Below are 20,212 nucleotides of genomic sequence, written 5' to 3'. Positions count from 1 at the left end.
CTGCGATGAGCAACGCCGACATAACCATCGCTCAACAACAATCGTTACCGCTCGGTTTTGTGCGCGGTGAGCCTGTCATTGAAAAACCTGAAGATCTCTATATTCCGCCGGATGCGCTTGAGTTAATACTCGAAAGCTTTTCCGGACCAATGGACTTGTTACTCTATTTAATTCGCCGTCAAAAACTCGATATTGTCGACCTACCAATACTGCCAATTACGAAGCAGTACATGGAATACGTCGACATGATGAAAGATTTGAAATTAGAATTAGCAGCTGATTATTTGGTGATGGCAGCGATGCTGGCTGAAATTAAAAGCCGAATGTTGTTACCGCGGCCGCCAACTGACGATGAAGACGAACACGATCCAAGAGCCGAGCTCGTTCGACGTTTACAAGAGTACGAAGCCATTCGCCAAGGTGCTGAACACCTCGATGGGATGCCGCAAACTGGTCGTGACAACTTTGTAGCGCATGCACAGACGGATGCGCAAGAGCTCATTGAACAACAGTTGCCTGAAGTCACGCTGGCAGAAATTGCGGTTGCGTTTAGTCAGGCTTTGGCTCAGGCCAAATTACAGAATCATCATCAAGTGCAGCGTGAAAAGCTTTCAACCCGTGAGCGAATGAGCCGTATTTTAGATTTATTACAGACCAAGAAGCGGCTTCGATTAAGTGATATTTTTGAACCCCAAGAGGGACGCGCTGGGGTTGTCGTGAGTTTTCTCGCTATTTTAGAGCTCGTGAAAGAAGCGTTGGTAGAAGTAATCCAGGTTGATGCGTTTAGCGAGATTCATGTGACAAATCGAGAACAAGTTTATGCAGATTCAACAACTTAAACAGGCTATTGAAGCATTGTTATTTGTCGCTGAGTCACCCTTGAGTGAGCAGCAACTTGCGGATCATTTTGCCACTGAAAACGTGACGAAAAAACAACTTAAAGAAGTGCTGCGAGAATTGCAAAATGATTACCAAGAGCGCGGTGTGCAACTTATTTTAGTTGCCTCAGGATACAGATTTCAGACGCGCGCAGAATTGGGTGGTATAATAAGCCGTTTGTGGCAAGAAAAGCCGCCGCGCTATTCACAGGCACTACTAGAAACACTGGCATTAATTGCCTATCGTCAGCCGATAACTCGTGGCGATATTGAAGAAATTCGTGGGGTTAGTGTCAGCTCTAACATTATGAAAACCTTGCAAGAGCGGGGGTGGATTAAAGTAGTTGGACATCGTGAAGTACCCGGGCGCCCGCAGCTATACGCCACAACCAATGAATTTTTAGATTATTTTAGCTTACACGATTTATCTGAATTACCTGCAATTCCGGAACCTCCCGAGCGAGGCAGCAATGCCGGGCAGACCGCTCAGATTAAACTTGAGATAACCGCTGAGACAGCGACAAATACAGAGTAATATCCACCATGAGTGAAAAACTGCAAAAAGTACTAGCCCGATCTGGTCATGGCTCACGCCGTGAGCTGGAATCGATAATTGCTGCTGGGCGCGTGAGCGTCAATGGTCAGGTTGCCACCTTAGGCGAGCGAATTGATACCAACGCGATTGTGCGCATTGATGGTCGTGAAGTAAATATTAAACAGCCAGAAGATGTTGTCTGTCGTGTATTGATGTACCACAAGCCGGAAGGTGAGCTGTGCACACGGCGTGACCCCGAAGGTCGTCCAACGGTTTATGACCGGTTACCGCGCATGCAAGGTGCGCGTTGGGTGGCTGTTGGCCGATTAGATGTAAACACCTCGGGTTTACTCCTATTTACCACCGATGGTGAGTTAGCCAATCGACTGATGCATCCGGGCCATGAAATTGAACGCGAATATTCAGTTCGCGTGTTTGGCGAAGTCACCGATGCCATGATGCGTAAATTGAAGCAAGGCGTGCAATTGGAGGATGGTCCTGCTGCGTTTAAAGAAATCAAACGCGGTGGTGGCGAAGGGATGAACCAATGGTTTCGCGTGGTATTAACCGAAGGACGCAACCGCGAAGTGCGCCGTTTGTGGGAATCACAAGGTGTGCAGGTCAGCCGATTAATTCGTGTGCGCTACGGTAATATTAAATTAGAACAAGGGTTGCCTCAAAGTGGTTGGGGTGAGCTATCACTGAAAGATATTAATTATCTTCGTGACTTGGTTGAGTTACCGGAAGAAACACGCACGTTTATTGACCCGCGCCAAGGTGAATCACGTCAGAAGCGCTATTCACGTGCGCGTCGAATCAATGCGCAAAAGCTGCAACAGCGTACTCCCGGAGCGAAGGTTGAAGAAGCCGCGCCAGAGCAACGCAAAGCGCCGCGGAAAAACTCGCGGAGAGATCAACAAAGAGAGCCGCAAAGAGAACTGCAAAGAGAACCACGCAATCCACGTGGTAAAACGCCATCAAAAGGTAAACCATCGTCGCGGTCGAACGCTGATAAAAAACGTAAGCCTAGTGGACGTCAACGAACACGCTCATGAGCCTGTTAGCTGATTGGGAACTAAATGGGCCACTGCTTACGCTGTGGCCTTTTCGTAACGATGTGTGGCGCGATAACGGAGAGCCTGCACAGCGTCAGTTGCTTCAATTCGCAGAACTCATTCAGCCGTATCAAAACCTTTTGATTGGTGTTCATCCCGATAAATACGATTCAGTCCGGCAACGTATTTCAAAAGAATTCTCTCTTATTCCACTTAGCTATGATGATGCGTGGCCACGAGATATTGGGCCGCTTTGGGTTCGCAATGAGAAGCAAACGCCGATTGCACATGGTTTTAGGTTTTCCGCCTGGCACGGTCTCTATCCAAATTTCCATGATGACCAATTATTTGCCGAACGTTTAGCTCATCATTTAGGCGCTATTTATCGCGCTCATGATTTAGTATTTGAGGGCGGTGCAATAAGCACTGATGGGGCTGGTACAGCTGTTGTTCACAGCGTTAGCGTTACTCGAAATAATCCAACTTGGTCAGAAGTAGAAATTGAGGCCTATTTAAAGGCTGAACTTCAATTAAGTAACCTATATTGGTTATATTTCGCTCATCCAGCCGATGAAACCGGCGGCCATGCCGATAATCAAGTGCAGTTTTTAGACGCTAATACCATCGTGGTTAGTCTACCAAATTCAGCATCATCATTAGCCGAAGATTATGCTAGTCAATTAAATCAAGTGCGTCGTTGGACAAACACAAGCGGTGCACCGTACAAAGTGATTGTGCTGCCTCAACCGGAAGTTATTACGCCTATTGCAAGTGAATATCACAGTATTCGCGAGCAAGCAGGCGTGCTGCCACGAGGTAAGGCGCCTTTGCTAGCAAGTTACGTGAACTTTGTGCGGGCGGGGAAGATTGTCTTGGTACCGCAATTTGGTCTTGATACTGATGCTGAAGCTTTATTAATTCTGCGACGCGCAGCACCAGACCTTACCGTTATTGGTGCTGCCGCCGATGAATTTATAAAAGCGGGTGGGGCATTACATTGTATGACGTTGCCCACACCTTAATCACGTAGGCGATAGGTCACGCTGACTTGTGCCCGTATTTCATTTTTTCCGGGTAAGCTAACATCAGCCGCTTCTTGGTGTACGCGCATCATGGCTTGCTGACTTACTGCTGGCGCATAGCTACTCTCTTGAATAGAAATAACCTGCCCAACTGTACTTCCAGTTGCATTCGCCATTTTGATAGCTTTCTGATGTGCATGTTCGACAGCTGTTGCAAGTAATTGCTGATAAATTTGGTCGGTTTCACTGATGATGAACTCAACGTTCATAATGTACGTTGCGCCTGCCTGTAGGGCTTGGTCGACGATACTATCGTATTGCGCAAGGTCTCGCAGCGTGACTTGAATTTGACGCATAGCCGTATAGCCACGAGATACACGCTTACCATCCTCGTAATCATATGCCGGACTAGCACTTACTTTGTATGAGGTGATGTCGGCATCGTCTATTTGCTGCTCGCGAAGAAATGCTATGATTGATGCCGAAACTTGATCAATTTGCTGCTTGATTTCTGCAAGTTCTGCGCCGTCTCGATTCACGCTGATGGTTAACTTGGCTTGATCAGGAGCAACTAACGACTCGGCGTGGCCAGTAACACTTATAGAGCGTGTCATTTCAGAGCTAGCCGGTTGACAGCCTGTAAGAATGGCACTGAATAAAATTAAGATAATTGCGTGGCGAAATAACATAGTGCCTCCAAATACGGTTGATTAAAAATCAAAATGACAGCTGATAACGAAACTCAACAAGCAGAAGAAACACTCGTCCGTTTGCTGGCGCGTCGTGAACATAGTGCGCGAGAGCTAAAACAAAAGTTAAAACAACGAGGTTTCGACCATCAAACGATTGAAATGGTTCTGACCAAAGCGCAAGAAAACGGCTGGCAATCGGATCGACGTTTTGCACAAGTATGGGTTCGGGCATGCATCGCAAAGGGCGATGGCGTGCGAAAAATAATGGCTCATGCGCCACAAAAAGGCCTTTCGAGCGAATTAATCGAAGATATTTTGCAGGCTGAGCAGCCAAACTGGAATCATGCATGCTATGAGCGCTTAATTAAAAAATTTGGTGAAACGCCACCGCAAGACCAGAAACAACGCGATAAAATAGTTCGTCACCTAATGCAGCGCGGTTATAGTTTCAGTGAGATAAAACAGGCGCTTGATCGTCAAGCAAACGCTGATGCAGACTAGTTTACCCGTTTCTTTCGTGGTAGCATTTCGCCTTATATTTTAGTCCATTTTTTACCCAAAACGTCGTAGGAAGTAGTCCATGCATATGACCAGTGCGGAAATTCGTGAAGCGTTTCTCGCGTTCTTCGCTACCAAGGGCCATCATCGCGTCCCTTCAGCATCATTAATCCCAGGTAACGACCCAACGTTGTTATTCACCAACGCCGGAATGGTGCCTTTCAAAGACGTATTTTTGGGTGATGAACACCGCGACTACACGCGTGCAACTTCATCGCAACGTTGCTTACGCGCTGGCGGCAAGCACAACGACCTCGAAAATGTTGGCTACACCGCGCGTCATCACACCTTTTTTGAAATGTTAGGTAACTTCAGTTTTGGTGATTACTTCAAACGCGAAGCTATTCAATATGCATGGCAATTTCTTACCGAAGAGTTAAAGCTCCCAAAAGAAAAACTTTGGGTAACCGTCTTTACTGAAGACGATGAAGCATACGATATCTGGGCGAAAGAGATTGGTGTTCCTACCGATCGCATCTCGCGTATCGGAGCCAAAGATAACTTTTGGGCGATGGGTGATACCGGTCCTTGTGGGCCATGTTCAGAAATTTTCTATGATCACGGTGAAGACGTCTGGGGTGGACCGCCGGGAACGCCTGAAGAAGATGGCGACCGTTATATCGAAATTTGGAACTTGGTATTCATGCAATACAACCGGCAAGTTGACGGTACGTTATTGCCATTACCAAAACCTTCGGTTGATACAGGAATGGGGCTTGAGCGCATTGCAGCAGTGCTTCAGCACGTTCATAGCAACTATGAAATTGATCTGTTCCAAGCCCTTATTGGCGACGCTGCGAAGATTATTGGTACGGATGACTTAAACAATAAATCATTACGCGTTATTGCTGATCACATTCGCTCATGCAGTTTCTTAATTGCAGACGGAGTGCAGCCGTCGAATGAAGGTCGCGGTTATGTTCTGCGTCGTATCATTCGCCGCGCGGTGCGTCACGGAAGCATGTTGGGCGCCAAAGGTACCTTCTTCTATAAGCTCGTGGCTAGTTTAGTCGCGCAAATGGGTGAGGCTTATCCTGAACTACGTGAAAAGCAAAAAGTAATCGAACAAGCATTGCAGCGCGAAGAAGAGCAATTTGGTAAAACCCTCGAACGCGGACTTAATATCTTGAACGAAGCGTTGGAGTCCCTCGAAGGCACAGTATTACCAGGTGAACTGGTCTTTAAACTTTATGATACCTATGGTTTTCCGATGGACTTAACCGCTGATATGGCGCGTGAGAAGGGCTTGACCATTGATGAAGACGGCTTCAACGAAGCCATGGAAGCGCAACGCCAACGCGCCCAGCAGGCATCTAATTTTGGCGTTGACTACAATCAACGCCTGAAGTCGACTCAGAAGTCAGAGTTTTCTGGCTATACCGAAACAGTCGACGAAAGCGAAATTGTTGAAATGTTTATTGATGGTGAGTCAGTCAACGAGCTTGCCGCTGGTAGCAAGGGGATTATCGTGCTATCGCGCACACCTTTCTATGCTGAAAGCGGTGGTCAAATCGGTGATACCGGAAAGCTAGTTGCAAATGGTGGCGAGTTCACCGTTGAAGATACCCAATACATTGGTAAAGCGATTGCTCATCATGGTCAAGCCTCAATGGCTCTGAAGATTGGTGATAAAGTTACAGCTCATGTGGATGCGGAACGACGTCAAGCAGTGAAACGTAATCACTCGGCAACTCACTTATTGCATGCCGCGCTGCGTAACTTGCTTGGTGAGCATGTGACGCAAAAAGGCTCGCTTGTCACAGCGGAACGTTTACGATTTGATTTTTCTCATTTTGAAGCGGTATCACCACAACAGCTCGACGCTATTGAGCGCCAAGTGAATGAGGAAATATTTAAGAACCACACTGTTAAAGCAGCAGTCATGCCAATTGAACAGGCCAAGCAACAAGGTGCTATGGCATTGTTTGGTGAAAAGTATGATGACGATGTTCGCGTGTTGACTATGGGCGATTTTTCCATGGAGCTCTGTGGCGGAACGCACGTTACGCAAACGGGTGATATTGGTATGTTCCGGATTGCATCGGAAGCTGGTATTGCCTCCGGTGTACGTCGAATTGAAGCGGTTACTGGTGCCGGAGCAGTCCAGTTTACGCTGCAGCAACAACACCAGTTACGTCAAGCAGCGGGTATGCTGAAGACCGATGTGATGCATGTGAGTGAGCGATTACATCAGCACATTGATCGTAGTCGTCAGCTTGAGCGTACTATAGATGAATTGAATCAGAAAATGGCTTCACAAGCAGGTTCCGATTTAGTTGATAGTGCGCTTGATATTAATGGCGTGAAAGTTGTTCTTGCTGAAGTATCAAATGTTGAATCCAAGGCTCTTCGTGGCATGGTTGATGATTTGAAAAACCAACTACAATCTGGGGTTGTTGTGCTTGGATTGGCGGGAGAAGGAAAAGTTAGTCTTATCGTTGGTGTGACGAAAGATTTGACTGATCGCATTAAGGCTGGTGAAGTCGTGAATGTCGCAGCTGCTGAAGTAGGTGGTAAAGGTGGCGGACGGCCTGACTTAGCTCAAGCAGGTGGGACAAATATTGAAAATTTATCTCGTGCGCTTGTGGTAGCTAAAGAGAAAATTGAAGCACTATTGCGATAAGTTGTACGACATCACAGATGGCTTAAGTATAAATGTGGGTGTGTTAGATTTGGTTACTTGCTAAAATAAGCACCCCATTTGATTTGCGCATATTAAATATGCGATGAGCTAGTGAATCTTATAACAATTGTGATATATTCAATAGGGCAGTAAAATTAGACAGGCTGACAGTGCGGTAATGTTCTATACTGAACCGTATGGAAAACAGAAGTAGGGAAGGAGTAGGCTAATGTTGATCTTAACCCGCAGAGTGGGTGAGACCTTGATGATAGGTGATGAGGTCACAGTCACTGTATTGGGTGTAAAAGGGAATCAGGTGCGAATTGGGGTAAACGCACCGAAAGACGTCTCTGTTCACCGAGAAGAAATATATATGCGTATTCAAGCTGAGCATCAAGACGGCGAGAAAACGGATAAAGAATAAGATTTGCGTAAGAAAGCTGACTTTAGAAAGGTCAGCTTTTTGCGTTTAGAGCGTTCCTTCAGGAATGTGAATTCGCGTGAAAATAACCCGTTGTGTTGGATTTTTCATCCAGATGCTTAAAAATCCCACAAACGAACAGCGTTTTCCAAAAAATCGTTTGACATATTTGTCAACATCGCTAGAATTCAACGCCACAAGTAAGCGGTGAGGTGGCCGAGAGGCTGAAGGCGCTCCCCTGCTAAGGGAGTATAGGGTTTGTAGCTCTATCGAGGGTTCGAATCCCTCCCTCACCGCCATTTGTCAACAACGCACTCGTAGCTCAATTGGATAGAGTACTCGGCTACGAACCGAGCGGTTGGAGGTTCAAGTCCTCCCGAGTGCGCCATTTGTTGACAGTCAAAATTGATATGCGCACTCGTAGCTCAACTGGATAGAGTACTCGGCTACGAACCGAGCGGTTGGAGGTTCGAGTCCTCCCGAGTGCGCCACTTCCTTAAAACCAAGAGCGTTAATCGTTAATCGTTATTCGTTGTTGGTTATTCGAAAAATCAAACACACCCCCCAAAAGCGTTTATCGTTATTCGATCGCTTCGCTTGTCGTTATTCGTTAAAACAAAAACACTAACGTGAATAACGAATAACGAATAACGAATAACGAATAACGAATAACGAATAACGAATAACGAATAACGTCTATCTCTCTCACTTATATTGTCTATTTTTTTGCTAAACCCTGCCTGTAAATAAATTGTGTTATCCTGAGTTTCAATTAGGATTAAAACAATAAACTCAACAGAAGCAGGCGTTGCATGACGAATCTCATCTCTGAAGCTTTCATGATCATGGTGACCGGAATGGTCACTGTTTTTGTGTTTTTGACGCTTTTAATTGGTGCGATGGCCCTTTTACGCGTTATCGCAGGTAAAGTGGAATTAGAGTCACAAACCCAATCATCTGATGAACAGCAGCCAAGCACAATGCAGCTTGCTGCTATCTCAGCAGCTATTCACCAATACCGTCGCAACCGTCGTTCGTAAAAGTAAGGAGCGCTTTCATGACAAAACCTTTGAAGTTGACTGAATTAGTATTACGTGACGCCCATCAATCATTACTTGCGACTCGCATGCGTCTTGATGACATGTTACCAATTGCAGCAAAGCTCGATGAGATGGGCTATTGGTCAATGGAGTCTTGGGGCGGTGCAACCTTTGATGCGTGTATACGCTATTTAGGTGAAGACCCTTGGGAGCGCATTCGTGAATTAAAGAATGCAATGCCAAAAACGCCTCAGCAGATGTTGTTGCGCGGGCAAAACCTATTGGGCTATCGACATTATGCCGATGATGTTGTGCGTCGTTTCGTTGAACGAGCAAAAGAGAATGGCGTTGATGTTTTTCGTATCTTTGATGCGATGAACGATGTTCGCAATTTAGAAACGGCAATTAAAGCAACAAAAGAAGTTGACGGTCATGCCCAAGGCACGATGTCTTATACGGTTAGTCCGGTACATACGCTCGATAAATGGTTGGAAATGGCCAAGGAGTTAGAAGCACTTGGCTGCGATTCGTTGTGTATCAAAGATATGGCTGGTCTATTGCGGCCAGAGCCTGCTTTCGAGTTGATTTCGGCTTTGAAAAAAACGGTGAATATTCCAATTGCAATGCAATGTCACGCAACAACGGGTTTAAGTACGGCAACTTACCAGAAGGCAATTGATGCTGGTATCGATATGTTGGATACCGCCATCTCTTCGATGAGTATGACTTACGGTCACTCAGCGACAGAAACGATTGTGGCGATGACTGAAGGTACAGCACGAGATACCGGTCTCGACCTTGAAGAGCTTACTGATATTGCAAGTTACTTCCGTGAAGTTCGCAAAAAGTATGCGAAGTTCGAAGGATCTTTGAAGGGTGTTGATGCCCGGATATTAGTCGCGCAAGTACCTGGTGGCATGCTAACTAACATGGAAAACCAATTACGCGAGCAAGGTGCGACCGACAAGTTTGATGAAGTTCTTGAAGAGATCCCGCGAGTTCGCGAAGACTTGGGTTTTATTCCGCTAGTAACCCCGACATCACAAATTGTCGGAACTCAGGCTGTTTTGAACGTACTGAGTGGCGAGCGTTATAAGTCTATTTCTAAAGAGACCCGAGGCGTGTTGCGCGGTGAGTATGGTGCAACCGCTGCGCCAGTAAATAAAGAGTTGCAACAACGTGTGTTAGACGGTGACAAGCCGATTGAGTGTCGCCCGGCCGATCTGATTGATGATGAGATGGATAAACTAACACAAGAGCTGAAGGAAAAAGCGAAGGCGGATGGCATTCAGTTAGCAACAAATGAAGTCGATGACGTTTTAACTTATGCGTTGTTCCCGCAAATCGGATTGAAGTTTCTACAGAACCGCGGCAATCCAGATGCATTCGAACCTGTTCCAAATGCTGAAGATACTGTTGCGGAAGCTAATTCACCATCTGCAAATAGCTCGAACAGCTCAGGAACAACCGAAGTGTATGACGTTCGAGTCGATGGTAAGACATTTACCGTTGAAGTGGCTCCGTCTGGGCAGATTGTGGCCGCTTCTGCAGCGCAACCTAAGACTGATGCGCCTGCACCGCAAGCCGCTGGTAGTAGAGAGGTGAAAGCTCCTCTCGCAGGTAATGTTTTCAAAATTCAGGTGAAGCAAGGCCAACAAATTAAGGCCGGTGACGTTTTAATTATTCTCGAAGCCATGAAAATGGAAACTGATATTAAAGCTGAACATGATGGTACGGTGGCAACGCTGGTTACCAAAGAAGGTGACAGCGTGAATGTCGGTGATGTTTTGCTGACTTTGGAGTAACACATGGACCGTTTAATGACGTTGTGGGAAAGCACAGCGATTGCAGCATTCACTTGGGGTGCTGCGATCATGATGTTGGTTGGCGCACTGTTACTCTATTTAGCGATTCACAAGAAATTCGAGCCGCTATTATTATTGCCAATTGGCTTTGGTGCTATTCTGGCAAACATTCCTCAGGCCGGATTCACTGAGCCTGGCGGGTTGTTGTATTACATCTATTACGTTGGTATTGAGACCGGTGTATTTCCGTTACTGATTTTTATGGGTGTTGGTGCCATGACCGATTTCGGTCCGTTGTTGGCTAACCCAAGAACCTTATTGCTCGGCGCGGCCGCGCAATTCGGTATTTTTGCGACGCTGCTTGGTGCGATTGCTCTCAACGGTCTGCCGGGGTTTGATTTTACGCTGGCGGATGCATCGGCAATTGCTATTATTGGCGGTGCTGATGGACCCACAGCAATTTTTCTAGCCTCACGGTTGAGTCCCGATTTACTCGGTGCGATAGCTGTGGCGGCTTATTCATATATGGCACTGGTACCGATTATTCAGCCGCCGATTATGAGGCTGTTGACCACAGAAGCCGAACGCAAAATTCAGATGGAGCAACTACGGCCAGTTGCTCGTCGTGAGAAAATCTTGTTCCCATTAGCTGTTCTTTTTCTCACGCTATTGTTCTTACCAACGGCAACGCCTCTCGTTGGCATGTTTTGTTTAGGTAACTTGATGCGTGAAGCTGGTGTAGTCGATAGATTAAGTAAAACAGCACAAAATGAACTCATTAATATTGTGACGATATTTCTTGGGCTCGCGGTTGGTTCGAAGTTGTCTGCTGAAGAGTTTCTATCGCTACAAACGCTCGGTATTCTAGCTCTTGGTGCTGTCGCATTTGGTATTGGGACGGCTTCAGGTGTTCTGATGGCCAAATTGATGAGTAAGGTGAGCAAACAACCGATTAATCCTCTCATTGGCGCTGCCGGCGTGTCTGCCGTACCGATGGCGGCTCGCGTGGTGAACAAAGTAGGTTTGGAAGCGAACCCTCAAAATTTCTTGCTCATGCATGCAATGGGACCAAACGTAGCAGGTGTTCTAGGGAGCGCGGTTGCTGCGGGTATTTTGCTAGCTTTGGTAGGTTAAAGACAAACGGGAAGGGGGTTACCTTCCCGTTATCCATAACATCAATGTGTAAAAAATAGCGATGAATGCGCTAAAAACCGCAATATAAACGAAGCCCTTTAGGCCTTCCCGCAACGTCCAACCATGTAATCTCAAATAAACGAACCAAGCCACGCTTAAAATCAATGGTATTAAAAATAAAAATCGAGTCATGACTGTTTTCCTGAATTTTGCTGGCGTTGCTGCCACAGAACGAGATCGGCAACAGCCTGTCGTGCTTGCTCGAGTAACGGGTCGAGGCGAGTAATATTATCGGCAACTTCATTGACCGCACCTGCCGACATGCTCTGTTCTAGTGTAGCGGCTACTTTCGATAGTTTCGTCAATCCTAAGTTGGCTGAGGCGCCTTTCAATGAATGGAAAAATCGCTTTGCTTGGTCGTGCTGGCCTTTCGATAAAAACTCGACGACTTGCTGAGGTGCTTGATGATAGTCATTGTAAAGTCGTTCTACGAGCGTTTGATACAGCGAGAGGTTGTGGCCAAGTCGCTCCATGGCACCATTGAAGTCAATGCCATTTTGATTCGGATAAGAAATTTGTTCACTGGTGTTGACCGGGGGTTTTGATTTTTCAGAAGTTTGTTCGTCATTCATGTAATGACCGCGAACACACCACTTTTCTAGGGCGCCAAGCAGCGTTTCTTCATCGATAGGTTTGCTAATATGATCCTGCATTCCGGCCGCAAGCGAGCGTTCAATGTCTTCATCACTGCTGTTTGCCGTCATGGCTATAATTGGTAATTGCTGATAGGAGAAGAAACCTCGAATTTTTTCTGCCGCAGTTAAACCATCCATCACTGGCATTTGGATATCCATAAATACCAAGGCGTATGATTTTGCTGTGACCATGGTCACAGCTTCTTCGCCGTTGCGGGCAACATCAACAATCAGGCCTGCTTGTTGCAGCATCTCTTTTGCAATCATTTGGTTAATATCATTATCTTCAACCAACAAAACTGGCGCACTACATATTTCTTCAAGGCGGGTCGGCCTAGCCGTTACCGATGTTTGCTCCGAAATGGCTAACGCCGAGCATAAGACTCGCAGTAATGCTGAGCTGGTATAAGGTTTAACAATGTATTCTGCAACACCAATCTGACGCGCTTGTTCAATCATATCTTTTGCGTGATAGTTGGTAGCGAGAATTAGGCGTGGCGGCTTTGTCTCTGCGGACAATAACTCCTGACAAAATTCTAAACCACTCATGCCAGGTAGTTGCCAATCGACAATTACGGCATCGAAATCATGTTGTTCCAGCAGCTGAATTGCTTCTTCGGCAGTTCGACAACTTAAGACATTCACGGAATAACTACGAAGTAACTCGGTAAGCATCTCCCGCGTTGTTAAGTTGTCCTCAATCGCCAGTACAGATTTTTGCTGTAATCGATTGATGAGTGAAGCGCGCCCCGAATCATCTTGATTCTTTTGTAACGGAAAGCGCATTTCCAAAAAAAATGTGGAGCCTTGACCTAATGTGCTGATGACACCAAGGCCATGTTGATTCATTAATTTGACGATGCGTTGGCTAATCGCTAAACCTAGCCCAGTCCCCCCGAAACGCCTCGTAGTGGAGGCATCCGCTTGGGTAAATGCATTGAATAATCGCGCACGTTGCGCTTCGTCCATGCCTATGCCGGTGTCGGTTACTGACAACCGCAGATAGACGTTATCAGAATCGATATCAAGTAAGGTTGCGGCAACGACGATTTCACCGTCTTCTGTGAACTTTACCGCGTTACTCACTAAGTTGACTAACACTTGGTTCAGCCGCAGCGGATCGCCAATGAGGCGTGTTGGGATATTGGTTGGTAAATTAATGATGAACTCTAAGTTCTTGTCGTATGCTCGATAGGCGAACATGTCGGCCAAATTAGCTAATACTTCCTCTAGGTCGAACGGAATGGCTTCAATAGACAGTTTACCAGCTTCAATTTTAGCGAAATCGAGCAAATCATTCACGATACCAAGCAAGATTCGAGATGAGCTTTCAATCGAGCGCAAATAGCTCCGCTGTTGGTCATCTAAATCAGTTTTCAAGCTTAATTGCGTCATCCCAAGAATGGCATTGATGGGGGTACGAATTTCGTGGCTGACATTCGCTAAAAATTCGCTTTTCGCTTGGTTGGCTGCTGCGACAGCCTGTAATTCACGTTCTCGTTCGGCAATTGACGCGGGGTCTGACGAAGGGACAGGCGCTTCGCTGCGCACTGGATTGCGGCGTAGGTGTTTAGTTAGCCACTGTTTTATCTTTCCTGATACACGCATCAACTGCCTCAAATCAACACTTATCTGTTAACGATGTCTTATCATGCCACGCGAGCCCAGCACTGCCAATGTTTAACAGGCACCAACTAACATAGACTAACCGTTTATAAACCAGTAATATTTCGCCATAACTTTTAGCTCGATGATACAAGGCAGGATATATTTTGCAGTCACAATTTGCCGAACTGTTGGCGACACTCGCCAAACCCGAGCACGTTCAAGCCTTACGAGGTATTCAGCGTGGCGTCGAACGCGAAACTTTGCGCATTACCGAACAGGGTAAATTAGCTACCAGTCCACATCCCAAGGCACTTGGATCAGCGCTTAAACATCCGCTTATCACGACTGATTATGCTGAGACACTCATGGAGTTTATTACACCAGTCGCTAGCGATATTGCAGTTACTCTCGAGCAGTTGTCAGATATTCACAAAGTCACTTATCAAGAGTTAGGTGATGAGCTGTTGTGGCCGCTGAGCATGCCGTGTTTTGTTGGCTCAGCTGAGGATATTGTGATTGCGCAGTATGGTAGTTCACATACCGGAAAAATGAAGACCTTATATCGCAAAGGTCTGACGTATCGATATGGCGGTGGCATGCAGATAATTGCCGGCGTTCACTTTAATTTTAGTCTTTCGGATGAGCTCTTAGCGCTACTCGCGCAGCATGAAAACGAGCCATTTAATCAGGACTTTGTTTCAGCAAAATATTTCCATTTAATTCGTAATTATAAACGTGTTTGTTGGATGATCCCTTACCTATTTGGCGCATCACCGGCTATTTGTAAGTCGTTTTTGCAACACACGGAAGACAACATTGAATTCTCATCAATGGGTAAGGGGACGGTTTATCGCCCATACGGAACGTCATTGCGAATGAGTGACCTAGGGTATACCAACAAAGAGCAGGCCGATCTCAGAATTACCTACAATACATTGGAAGAGTATGTGAGTGGCTTGCGCCGTGCGATTACAAAGGAATCGACAAGATTTAGCAAAATAGGCGTTAAAGTAGACGGTGAGTATCGCCAGCTAAATAATAATATTCTACAAATCGAAAACGAGTTTTATTCAGCAATCCGACCGAAACGCGTTGCTCGTTCCGGTGAAACGCCGACGCAGGCTCTTGAGCGCGGTGGTGTCGAATACATTGAGGTTCGCGCATTAGATGTGAACCCGTTTAGTCCGGTAGGCATTACCGAAGAGCAAATTCGGTTCTTAGATTTGCTCTTAATGTACTGTGCTATCTCGCCAAGTAAGCCGATGAGCTGGGATGAACAAGTTATTGCCGATAAGAATTTTAATCGGGTCGTTATGGATGGGCGAAATCCTCGCTTGACCCTGAATGATAATAATTATGAGCGTCCTATTTCGGATTGGTTGGAAGATGTTTTTGCCGACCTACAACAAATTGCAAAAGTGATGGATGCTGCTCATGGAGGCAACACATATAGCGATACGGTGACACAACAGTATCGTTGTGTCTTGAATCCAGAGTTGACACTATCGGGTCAGTTTTTATCGTATTTGCTCGATAACCAGATGGATAATAGTGAATTTGGTATGCAACTTGCCCGCAAATATAAGCAGCAACTGAGTGACCAACCGTTAATGTATTTTTCGGAGTCTGAGTTCGAGCGCTTGCGTGATGCGTCACTGACCGCTCAAACCGAGCTAGAACAACAAGACGCTAACACCAGTTTTGATGAGTTTTTAGAGGAGTATTTCCGCCGTGCTGCGTGTCAGTCGCCGGATTGTTAAACAATGAAGGTTCAGTTTACCGTTATTCTTACAGCACTGATTTTAACTGGGTGCGCCTCGGCGCCGCCTGAAGAGCCGGAGAATCTGTGTCGAATATTTGAAGAAAAACGTGATTGGTATGATGCTGCATCTGATATGCGCGATAAGTGGGGCGTGCCGATTCAGGTTCCCATGGCCATGATGTATCAAGAGAGTTCGTTCAAACACGATGCGGTGCCGCCACGAGATTATATTCTCTGGATTATTCCTTGGGGGCGAGTCAGCAGTGCTTATGGGTATTCACAAGCCAAGACAGCGACCTGGGATGACTATGTTCGTGAAACTGGAAATTCATGGTCATCGCGCGATGATTTTGAAGACGCCATCGATTTTATGGGCTGGTTTATCTCAAAAAGCCAAACAATTAACGGTGTTTCTAAGTGGGATGCCTACGCTCAGTATTTGAATTATCACGAGGGCTGGGGCGGTTACCAACGTCAAACCTACCGTCAAAAACGTTGGTTAATGCGAACTGCTGAACGCGTAAAAGCGAGAGCAAGCCGCTATGGCGCACAATTGCGCCAATGCGAAGACGAGTTAAAACGCGGATGGTTGTGGCGCTTATTGTTCTAATAAGCGCTATTTCTCAGGCAAGAAGCGAACGAGTTTAACGAGGTTGTCGCTACTTTCGATAACTTCCATTGCATACCCATTAATTCTCAGGCACAGCGCTTGCTGTGGAATATCACCCAGAGTTTCAATGATCAGGCCACTCACTGTTTTTGGCCCATCTGTTGGTAACTCCCAATTCATTTCTTTATTTAAATCGCGGATGTTTGCAACGCCTTCAACCAGTACTGAACCGTCGGGCTGAATCTGGGTGGTTTCGCTAGGAGCTGGCGTAATACTTGTTGTAAAGTCGCCAACAATTTCTTCAAGAATATCTTCAAGCGTCACTAATCCTTGAATATCACCATACTCATCGACAACAAGTCCAATACGTTCTTTGTTGCGTTGAAATTTGAGTAGCTGAACGTTTAACGGTGTCCCTTCAGGGATATAGTAAATATCGCGTGCCGCACGGACGATCTCAGATTTGTCTAAATCAGAATTATTCTTTGTCATAATCTGCATGATGTCGCGGGCATGCAGAAATCCAACAGCGTCATCAATTTCGTTACGATACAACAAAATACGCGTGTATTGAGCTTGGCTGAGCTGCTTGATAATTGATTTCACATCATCTTGTACATCAATACCGGAGATTTCAGCGCGCGGAATCATCACATCTTCAACCGTCACCTTTTCCAAATCAAGAATACTCAGTAGCATTTCTTGGTGACTTGACGGAATCATTGAATTTGCTTCATTAACAACGGTACGCAGCTCTTCCGAACTTAGTGCATCTTGTCCTGCAGACCCATTTGGGTTGATACCAAGTAATCGCATGAAACCGTTGGTAATGAAGTTTACCGTCGCGACCAATGGGTACATGATGCGCAGCAAAGGCTTCAAGATGATGGAGCTTGGAAATGCAATGCGCTCAGGGTGCAGTGCAGCAATTGTTTTTGGTGTGACTTCAGCAAAAATTAATACAATAAGTGTTAACCCGAACGTCGCAATAACGATACCTGCATCGCCAAACCAGCGTAAACAAATAATGGTCGCAATTGCAGATGCGGCGATATTAACGAGGTTATTGCCTATCAGAATGAGGCCGATCAAGCGATCGGGCCGATCGAGTAAATATTGGACGCGACTGGCTCCGGCATTACCTTGTTGCGCAAGATGTCTGAGTCGATAGCGATTGACTGACATCATTCCAGTTTCCGAACCAGAAAAGTAGGCCGAAAGCAGCAATAAAACCCCAAGAATGATAAGTAGGGTCGAGGTGGATATCTCGTCCAAAAAAAATTCCTATAACTTAAAACTGAACGACTAATTTAGCCAGCTAGGCTAACAAGTCAAGCACTTCGATAGCATTTAAGCGGTTAACTACAGCGAAAGTATAATATCTTTCACGAATCGACTGCCAAAGTAAGCTAATGACAGAATCACGCTAGCAATGACACTGGTTGTTACTAATGCTTTACCGCGTGCTCGTTTTACTTGATGCATGAATAGCACGATGGCATACAAAACAAAGGCAACAAGGCTGAGAATAGTTTTATGTGCCTGCCCCTGAGCGAACATGTCATTTAAGAAAACAAAACCACTGACAATCGCGATAGCAAGAAGCACCGTACCAGCGCTTAATAAGCGGAAGAAATAGCGCTCAACCGTCATCAATGGTGGTAAGTAGCCGGTTAAGGCCTGTGAACGATGATGTTTTAATACATAGTTTAAGTAGAGCAGCTGTACGGCATATAACGTGGCAAGCATTAAGACGGCGTAAGCTAGAAGTGACAACAAAATATGTACCACTAAACCGTTGGCTTCACTGAGTTGTGCGCCCCAGTTGACGGGACTAACGACCATTAAAATGACACTGACGGCTGCAAAAACATAAATAATTGGGCTCAATAATAACCCACCAGCACGACGGTTACGCAGTAGCGTTAAGCTTGCAAGTAACAGCGCGACAGTACTTAGACTAGTGGTAATATTTAAGTGGTCAAAATGATCGGTTCTTAAATATCCCCAGAGCACCGCTAGGTGTGAAACGATGGCGAGTAAAGGCACGACTAACAATGTCCACGAAGCAGGTTTCGCCTGCACTAAATTCCGCCACAATAAAATGGCTGAAAGTAGGTAAAACACAACACTTAGTAATAGCAACATAGTCATGGTGGTGATCATTTCACTGTGTATGAATGTGACAATTCCTCAAGTATATGCATTGTCGATGCTAAACCCAATAGGATCAGGAAACTTTGCTTGATTTACGATATACTCGCCGCCATATCCTCAAAATAGCCAATATATAATCGCCAACAGAGAGTGAGCAGATTCGCATGTTTGAGAACTTAAGCGAACGATTGTCGCAATCGTTGAAAAACATTACCGGTCGGGGCCGACTGACTGAAGACAATATCAAAGACACACTGCGCGAAGTGCGTATGGCGTTATTGGAAGCCGACGTTGCGTTACCCGTAGTGCGTGAGTTTGTGAGTCGTGTCAAAGAGCAAGCGCTTGGTGTAGAGGTGAACAAGAGCCTCACACCTGGCCAAGTGTTCTTGAAAATTGTTCAAAAAGAACTCGAACATGCCATGGGCGATGGTAACGTTCCGATTAATTTAGCGGCGCAGCCACCAGCGGTCATTTTAATGGCTGGTTTACAAGGTGCTGGTAAAACTACCAGTGTTGGTAAGCTTGCTCGTTTCTTACGCGAAAAACAGAAGAAGAAAGTTCTGGTTGTGAGCGCGGACGTCTATCGCCCTGCAGCAATTAAGCAGCTAGAAACTCTCGCAGCGGAAGTAGAAGTTGAATTTTTCCCGTCAAGCACAGATCAGAAGCCCGTAGCGATAGCGCAAGGTGCTATTGATCACGCACGTAAGAAATTCTTCGACGTGGTGTTAGTGGATACTGCGGGTCGTACTGCGATTGATGAAGCCATGATGGCTGAAATTCAAGCATTGCACCAGGCGATTAACCCGGTAGAAACATTATTCGTTGTTGACGCGATGACAGGTCAAGATGCCGCGAATACCGCAAAAGCATTCAGTGAAGCATTGCCGTTAACGGGCGTCATCTTGACGAAAACCGATGGTGATGCGCGCGGTGGTGCTGCGTTATCAATTCGACATATCACCGGTAAGCCAATTAAATTCTTGGGTGTTGGTGAGAAAAACACAGCGTTAGAGCCGTTTTATCCCGATCGCATCGCATCGCGCATTTTGGGTATGGGTGATGTGCTATCGCTGATTGATGAGCTGGAAACCAAAGTTGATCGAAGCAAAGCCGAGAAAGTCGCGAAGAAGGTCATGAAGGAAGGAAAATTCTCGCTTGAGGATTTCCGCGACCAATTAGCACAGATGCGTGACATGGGCGGCATGATGGGGCTTATGGACAAACTTCCGGGCATGGGCAAGATGTCCGCTCAGGTGAAAGGTCAGCTAGACGACAAGATGACCGTTCGTATGGAAGCAATTATTAATTCAATGACTCCCAAAGAGCGTGAATTCCCTGATTTAATCAAAGGCTCACGTAAACGTCGTATCGCTGCTGGTTCTGGTACACAAGTTCAAGACGTGAACAAATTGCTGAAGCAATTTATGCAAATGCAAAAAATGATGAAAAAAATGAAAGGCGGCGGCATGGCGAAGATGATGCGCAGCCTTGGCGGAATGGGTGGTAAATTGCCGCCAGGAATGTTCCCGAAAGGCTAGTAAAAACTTGCATTCGGACTAAATTTCGGGTAAATTCCACGACCTCTTCGACCCCGGTCGGAGACTTTTTATTTACTTA

General features: G+C 46.0%; 17 protein-coding genes and 3 tRNA genes. 16 read left to right on the top strand and 4 right to left on the bottom strand.

Going from position 1 to position 20,212, the window contains the following annotated elements; genetic code table 11:
* The first annotated feature begins 5 nt into the window (after nt 1–5).
* From D3795_RS05050 to D3795_RS05035, 4 genes are read left to right on the top strand one after another with little or no spacing between them, the layout of a single operon-like run.
* Nucleotides 6–839, top strand: a complete 834-nt coding sequence (locus tag D3795_RS05050; RefSeq protein ID WP_173020993.1) for a segregation and condensation protein A — start codon at nt 6–8, stop codon at nt 837–839.
* Entirely contained in the window at nt 820–1,413 is a 594-nt protein-coding gene (scpB, locus tag D3795_RS05045) for an SMC-Scp complex subunit ScpB (RefSeq protein ID WP_156266800.1), read from the top strand. The genes D3795_RS05050 and scpB overlap by 20 nt, the downstream gene beginning before the upstream one ends.
* An 8-nt stretch (nt 1,414–1,421) precedes the next feature.
* Nucleotides 1,422–2,468, top strand: a complete 1,047-nt coding sequence (gene rluB / locus D3795_RS05040) for a 23S rRNA pseudouridine(2605) synthase RluB (protein ID WP_156266798.1) — start codon at nt 1,422–1,424, stop codon at nt 2,466–2,468.
* Nucleotides 2,465–3,490: an agmatine deiminase family protein gene (locus D3795_RS05035; protein WP_156266796.1), complete on the top strand. Its 1,026-nt coding sequence runs from the start codon at nt 2,465–2,467 to the stop codon at nt 3,488–3,490. The genes rluB and D3795_RS05035 overlap by 4 nt, the downstream gene beginning before the upstream one ends.
* Here D3795_RS05035 and D3795_RS05030 read toward each other — a convergent pair.
* Nucleotides 3,487–4,179: an SIMPL domain-containing protein gene (locus D3795_RS05030; protein ID WP_156266794.1), complete on the bottom strand. Its 693-nt coding sequence runs from the start codon at nt 4,177–4,179 to the stop codon at nt 3,487–3,489. The genes D3795_RS05035 and D3795_RS05030 overlap by 4 nt on opposite strands.
* Nucleotides 4,180–4,212: 33 nt before the next feature.
* Between D3795_RS05030 and D3795_RS05025 the strand changes: the two genes are divergently transcribed.
* The 9 genes from D3795_RS05025 (at nt 4,213) to D3795_RS04985 (ending at nt 11,763) form a co-directional block, all read left to right on the top strand.
* A complete protein-coding gene (locus tag D3795_RS05025) occupies nt 4,213–4,683 on the top strand; it encodes a regulatory protein RecX (RefSeq protein ID WP_156266792.1) in 471 nt (156 codons plus the stop codon).
* A gap of 79 nt (nt 4,684–4,762) precedes the next feature.
* Entirely contained in the window at nt 4,763–7,363 is a 2,601-nt protein-coding gene (gene alaS, locus D3795_RS05020) for an alanine--tRNA ligase (RefSeq protein ID WP_156266790.1), read from the top strand.
* 229 nt (nt 7,364–7,592) lie between these two features.
* Nucleotides 7,593–7,787: a carbon storage regulator CsrA gene (csrA, locus tag D3795_RS05015; RefSeq protein ID WP_092854232.1), complete on the top strand. Its 195-nt coding sequence runs from the start codon at nt 7,593–7,595 to the stop codon at nt 7,785–7,787.
* Nucleotides 7,788–7,990: 203 nt separating this feature from the next.
* Nucleotides 7,991–8,083, top strand: a tRNA-Ser gene (locus tag D3795_RS05010).
* Between the two features lie 12 nt (nt 8,084–8,095).
* Nucleotides 8,096–8,172: transfer RNA gene (locus tag D3795_RS05005), tRNA-Arg, on the top strand.
* A 26-nt stretch (nt 8,173–8,198) separates the two neighbouring features.
* Nucleotides 8,199–8,275, top strand: a tRNA-Arg gene (locus tag D3795_RS05000).
* Between the two features lie 321 nt (nt 8,276–8,596).
* On the top strand, nt 8,597–8,824 hold the full coding sequence (locus tag D3795_RS04995) for an OadG family protein (RefSeq protein WP_156266788.1): 228 nt from the start codon (nt 8,597–8,599) through the stop codon (nt 8,822–8,824).
* 17 nt (nt 8,825–8,841) lie between these two features.
* Entirely contained in the window at nt 8,842–10,629 is a 1,788-nt protein-coding gene (oadA, locus tag D3795_RS04990) for a sodium-extruding oxaloacetate decarboxylase subunit alpha (protein ID WP_156266786.1), read from the top strand.
* Nucleotides 10,630–10,632: 3 nt separating this feature from the next.
* Nucleotides 10,633–11,763 carry a sodium ion-translocating decarboxylase subunit beta gene (locus D3795_RS04985; protein ID WP_156266784.1) on the top strand — a complete coding sequence of 377 codons (1,131 nt, stop codon included), beginning with the start codon at nt 10,633–10,635 and terminating at the stop codon, nt 11,761–11,763.
* Nucleotides 11,764–11,951: 188 nt separating this feature from the next.
* Here the strand turns inward: D3795_RS04985 and D3795_RS04980 are convergent, their stop codons facing one another.
* The gene (locus D3795_RS04980) at nt 11,952–14,066 is read right to left on the bottom strand and encodes a response regulator (protein WP_156266782.1); all 2,115 of its coding nucleotides are present in this window, start codon (nt 14,064–14,066) and stop codon (nt 11,952–11,954) included.
* Between the two features lie 164 nt (nt 14,067–14,230).
* Here D3795_RS04980 and gshA point away from each other — a divergent pair, with 164 nt between their 5' ends.
* Both gshA and D3795_RS04970 read left to right on the top strand, forming a co-directional pair.
* Nucleotides 14,231–15,826 carry a glutamate--cysteine ligase gene (gshA, locus tag D3795_RS04975; protein ID WP_156266780.1) on the top strand — a complete coding sequence of 532 codons (1,596 nt, stop codon included), beginning with the start codon at nt 14,231–14,233 and terminating at the stop codon, nt 15,824–15,826.
* Nucleotides 15,827–15,829: 3 nt separating this feature from the next.
* Entirely contained in the window at nt 15,830–16,438 is a 609-nt protein-coding gene (locus D3795_RS04970; RefSeq protein WP_156266778.1) for a transglycosylase SLT domain-containing protein, read from the top strand.
* Between the two features lie 6 nt (nt 16,439–16,444).
* Here D3795_RS04970 and D3795_RS04965 read toward each other — a convergent pair whose 3' ends face one another.
* Together D3795_RS04965 and D3795_RS04960 are read right to left on the bottom strand one after the other, a co-directional pair.
* Nucleotides 16,445–17,713, bottom strand: a complete 1,269-nt coding sequence (locus D3795_RS04965; RefSeq protein WP_156266776.1) for an HlyC/CorC family transporter — start codon at nt 17,711–17,713, stop codon at nt 16,445–16,447.
* A gap of 87 nt (nt 17,714–17,800) precedes the next feature.
* On the bottom strand, nt 17,801–18,592 hold the full coding sequence (locus D3795_RS04960) for a cytochrome C assembly family protein (protein WP_156266774.1): 792 nt from the start codon (nt 18,590–18,592) through the stop codon (nt 17,801–17,803).
* A gap of 167 nt (nt 18,593–18,759) precedes the next feature.
* On the opposite strand from D3795_RS04960, the gene ffh reads away from it, so the two are divergent.
* The gene (gene ffh / locus D3795_RS04955) at nt 18,760–20,133 is read left to right on the top strand and encodes a signal recognition particle protein (protein WP_156266772.1); all 1,374 of its coding nucleotides are present in this window, start codon (nt 18,760–18,762) and stop codon (nt 20,131–20,133) included.
* Nucleotides 20,134–20,212: the final 79 nt, after the last annotated feature.

The organism is Pseudidiomarina andamanensis, from assembly GCF_009734345.1.
Taxonomy (GTDB): domain Bacteria; phylum Pseudomonadota; class Gammaproteobacteria; order Enterobacterales; family Alteromonadaceae; genus Pseudidiomarina; species Pseudidiomarina andamanensis.
The sequence above is the reverse complement of the archived record's forward strand: the minus strand, read 5'-3'. Positions and strand labels throughout refer to the sequence as shown.